This is a genomic window from Geitlerinema sp. CS-897, from assembly GCF_028368005.1.
Classification (GTDB): Bacteria; Cyanobacteriota; Cyanobacteriia; order Cyanobacteriales; family Geitlerinemataceae; genus Baaleninema; species Baaleninema simplex.
In genome coordinates this window covers 1-4,186 of sequence record NZ_JAQNCQ010000099.1, presented here as the reverse complement: position 1 = coordinate 4,186, position 4,186 = coordinate 1, and the positions used below count along the sequence as shown (strand labels likewise).

2 protein-coding genes are annotated in these 4,186 nt (G+C 56.7%); both read right to left on the bottom strand.

What is annotated here, in order from left to right; genetic code table 11:
- Positions 1-358 precede the first annotated feature (358 nt).
- Positions 359-3,094, bottom strand: coding sequence for a two-partner secretion domain-containing protein (locus POG22_RS05960; protein WP_498904153.1), 2,736 nt, complete (start codon positions 3,092-3,094; stop codon positions 359-361).
- Positions 3,095-3,113: 19 nt separating this feature from the next.
- Positions 3,114-4,082, bottom strand: a complete 969-nt coding sequence (locus tag POG22_RS05955) for a M48 family metallopeptidase (RefSeq protein ID WP_498904152.1) — start codon at positions 4,080-4,082, stop codon at positions 3,114-3,116.
- Positions 4,083-4,186: the final 104 nt, after the last annotated feature.

The window sequence follows — 4,186 nt, the reverse complement described above, 5'->3', positions numbered from 1 at the left end:
GATTTATACCTTGAGCAAGACGGCTTCTTGTTCATTTTCCACCCCCAGCTTTTGATAACTTTTTCAGCAAACCCTAACTAAAATCGGAGAAATTCGAGGGTGCATCTCACTTTTGTAAAAATATGAGTTTGAGGTAGGTTGGACTTCGGCAGCGCTGCCGTCCAGGGGTGGAGCGATCGCGAAACCCAACAACAGCTCAATTCAGTGCAGAGACTCCGATCTGATAAATTTACATACATTTTTGAGATGCACCCCACAGAGGACACAGAGAGGGGCTTGTTGGGTTGGAAAAACAGTCCTCGGCTCCGCTCGGACTCAACGCTTCGGCTCCGCTCAGCGTTGAGATTCGGATTTCGTATCAGTCTCGACTCCTCATCCGGCATCGGTCTCGACGTTCGGTCTGAAAGCGTCTCGCTTGTGGAGAGAGCAAGGACACCGATCCGTCGTCGTGATGCTGCCAGGTGGTGGCTTCGACCATCGGCTCGGCCTCGAAGGATAAGTGTTCGGGAAGGTCGCTTTCGGCATCCCCGCTCGCGATCGCCCGCCAATCCCGCCAAACTCCCACCGACACGACGGGCTGAAAAGGATTCGGCGGCAGTCCTCCCCGTCCGGTGATGGCAAACTCGCTTCCAGCCCGAAACGCGCGACAGCGATCGACCACCAATCCTGTTAAGTCCACCATCTCGCGAGATAGATCGAACGATCCCAATTCCGTGTCGAGGGTGGGAGTCTCGATCTCGACGATGCCTTTAAATTCCGCTCCCAGTGCAGAGGTGGCGGTAATATCGCTGTTGGGAGTCGGGCGATCGCGAAATGCCGTTCCGAAAATCCCTTGGGCGCGAATAATAATACGTCCGCCTTGGCTGTTGGTGGCGTTGGCCGTGATATCGCTATTTTCGAGGGCAACGAGGGTATCGGTGGCGATCGCGATATTGCCTCCCGGCTCTCGACCCGTGGCGGTCGTTGAAATGCGGCTGTTGTCCCGTAACTCGACGATCCTCGCGTCGATGTTGACGTTGCCCTCGCGAGCAAACTCCGACTCGGCCACCACCTGCGCCCCGCGACTGAGAACCAGGCGATCGACATTGAGGGTTACGTTACCCGCTCGGACACCTTCCCCCAGACTGCTGACGACCAAACTACCGCCGTCGTCCAATTCTAGAAGCGGGGCGACGATCGTTAGATCTCCAGCAGCCCCCAAAGCACCGGTTAAATTGGGGGTGACGACCGGGGCAAACGGCGCGATCGCCGTCGCGTCCGAGCGAATGCGACTGATGACCTGTCCCGTCGAGTCGGCCCCGCGAATTTCAACGCCCTCAGAGGCGCGCACTGTCAACCGTCCGGCAGTGCCTAAATTCGAGGTCGAGGTGGTAATTTCCGCCCCACCGCTGACGAGCAACCACCCCGTAGAAATTGTAATGTCTCCAGCCGCTCCGCGACCGACGCTGCGCGTGTTGATATTGGCTCGGGTGAGAGGATCGGGACGCACGCCGCTGACCTCGATAGACTCGCTGGCGGTAATGCGGACGAGGCCACCCCGCGCGTCGCCAAAGGTCACAGCTCCGATCCCGCCGCCGTCGCGAACGGCGATGCGTCGAGCGCTAACATCGATCAGACCCGCTTGAGTGGTGGCGTTGCTAAACGCGTTTCCTGCAATACCACTGTTAAAGCGACCGTTGGGGGTCGTACCGCTAATTTCGACCGTATCGGAGGCACGAACGGTCACTCGTCCGCCATCCCCATTACTGAAGGTCGAGGCGAAAATGCCACCCCCCTCGCTGATGCGAAGGTTGCCCGTGCTAAAGTTTACCGATCCGGCATTGCCGTTATCGAAGGTTTCGGCGACGATTTGCGCCCCCCTCAAATCGACGTATTCTCCAGCTCGGATCTCGAGCGTTCCACCGCGTCCGCTTCCCGATGTGTTCGTGGAAACGAACGCACCGTGACTGAGGCTGAGGGTGTCGGTATCGATGGAAATATTGCCCGCATCGCCGTCGCTGAAGGTCGTGGCGAACAGGCCGCCACCGAAGTCGTCGGGACTCTCGATGCGATCGAGGGTGAAGAGTCGAGCGAGGAGCTCTTGTAAATCTCCGATCCCCTGCACGTCGATGCTGTGGGCTTCGAGGCGGACATCGCCACCGCGACCGCTTCCGTAAGTCGTCGTCGAAATTAGCGAATCGTCTCGCATTTCCAAGCGATCGACGGCGATTTCAATCCCCAAACCGTTTTCAGATCCCAAGGTTTCGGCAAAAATACGCGCCCCTCCGCTGAGCTGTAATTCTCGGCTGCTGAGGACGACGCGGCCGCCACGATCGCCGCTGGTATCGACGATCGCCCCGTTCGTCAGAGCGATCGCGCCGCCGTTTCCCTCAAACGCCGCAAGAGGGTCGTCCCCAGTCCAACGCCCCGATCTCGCCAGCAAGGCCACGCTCCCTTCAGGGGCTTCGAGTCGTCCGCCGTCGATCGCCAAATTTCCACCGGCCAACACCAAGCGTTCCCCGCGAGGCACTGACAGCGACGCCCCCGTACTGGTGACGTTTTCCGAATTGGGGTCGAGTTGTAAGCCCAGGGGCGTATTGACCGACAGTAGCGGTTGCGACGCTTGGGTGTCGAAGGTTTGGCGATCGTCGAAGACTAAAAAACGCCCGGTACTGGCAACGAACGATCCGCCAAGGTCTAACCGCGCGTTGGGTCCGAAGACAATTCCGTTGGGATTGAGTAAAAACAGGTTCGCCGCTCCGTTGGCACCTAACACGCCGTCGATGCGAGACGGATTTTCTCCGGTTACGCGAGTAATAATGTTATGGATAGTTTGGGCGTTCTCGAAACGAACGATTTCCCCGCGATCGATGTTAAACTCTTGAAAGCTATGGAATAAATTGCTTCCGGCTTCTGTTCCTCCCGTGATGCGATGAATCCCTTCCGAGGTTTCGAGGTAAGAATTGTTAGGAAGGCTGGTATCGGGAATCCGTTGTGCCGACGCTTCTGGGGGAGCGATCGCGACACCTATCAAGACCACGCTTCCCATCCATCCCCAAACAGACGAAATCGCGACGGTCGTATGCGCTCGGTTCGTATCAGTTTTCTGGGTCAAAGTTGGCTGTCAATTTCGCTTAACGACGTTCTCGTTTTGCCTTTTCCCGTTCGATTTCCCGTTGCAGTTCTTCGATTTGCCGCCGCAAGCTCGCAGCTTGGTTTTCCGGGGTCGGATCGACGTCAACTGCGCCTCGAGCGTCGTCTCGTTGGTAGTTTCCCGCGCGAATTTGGCAGTATTCCGACGAGTTCGCCCACTCTCTCAAATAGTACAACCGCTCGACCGCAAACGGATGAGTAAACGCGATACCTTGAGCGCCGTTGTAAAGCAAAAACTTGTAAATTTGGTTGAGATTGTCGCGATCGAGGTCTTGATAGCGTTCCGACTGACGGATAAATTCGTTTAAACTCAGTTCGTGGGCGTACTTGCGACTTCCCCCCGCCATCACCATCATCGTTTGCATGACGCTGTCGAGGTCGTCCGTGGCCAACAACGCCGCGCGATCGGCCGACAGTTCGGCTTTGCGCCGCCACTCGTAAAACGCATAAATCAAACCGCTTCCGATGGCGTTTCCCAACCCGAACGTCATTTCTCCGACGAACATGGCTGTCGAAATCGCCCACAGCGCCATTTGAATTAAAATCGTATGACCGCACTTAATATGACCGAGTTCGTGAGCGATAACCGTTTGCAGTTGCGTCTCGTCTGTGGCGTCTAACAACCCCGAATTTAACGTCATCGAGGGATGGTCTTGACCGAGAGAATAGGCGTTGAGTTGTGGGTCTTGAGACACGAACAGCAGCGGTTCGGGGGCGACGTCTAAATCGCGCACGCACTCGCGAAATACGTGATAGACCGTCGAATACTGACGCGGTCCGACCTCGATGTAATTTCCCATCTTAAACACCGATTGTGGGCGTTCGTAAACGAATTCGACAAACGTTTTCGCCACCATATCGAAACCGGGTAAGTTTCGCAGGGTTTCTTCCGCCTCGCGATCGAGGGGATGGCGAAAAGCTTCGCTAGAAATTCCGGGGTACTGGGGCATCGTTCGTTTCGCTGGGCGACTCTACTTTCCATGATACGCAAGTTGCAGGGGAGCAGGGGAGAGGAGGAGAAGGGGAGAGGGGAAGAGGGGAAGAGGGGGAGAGG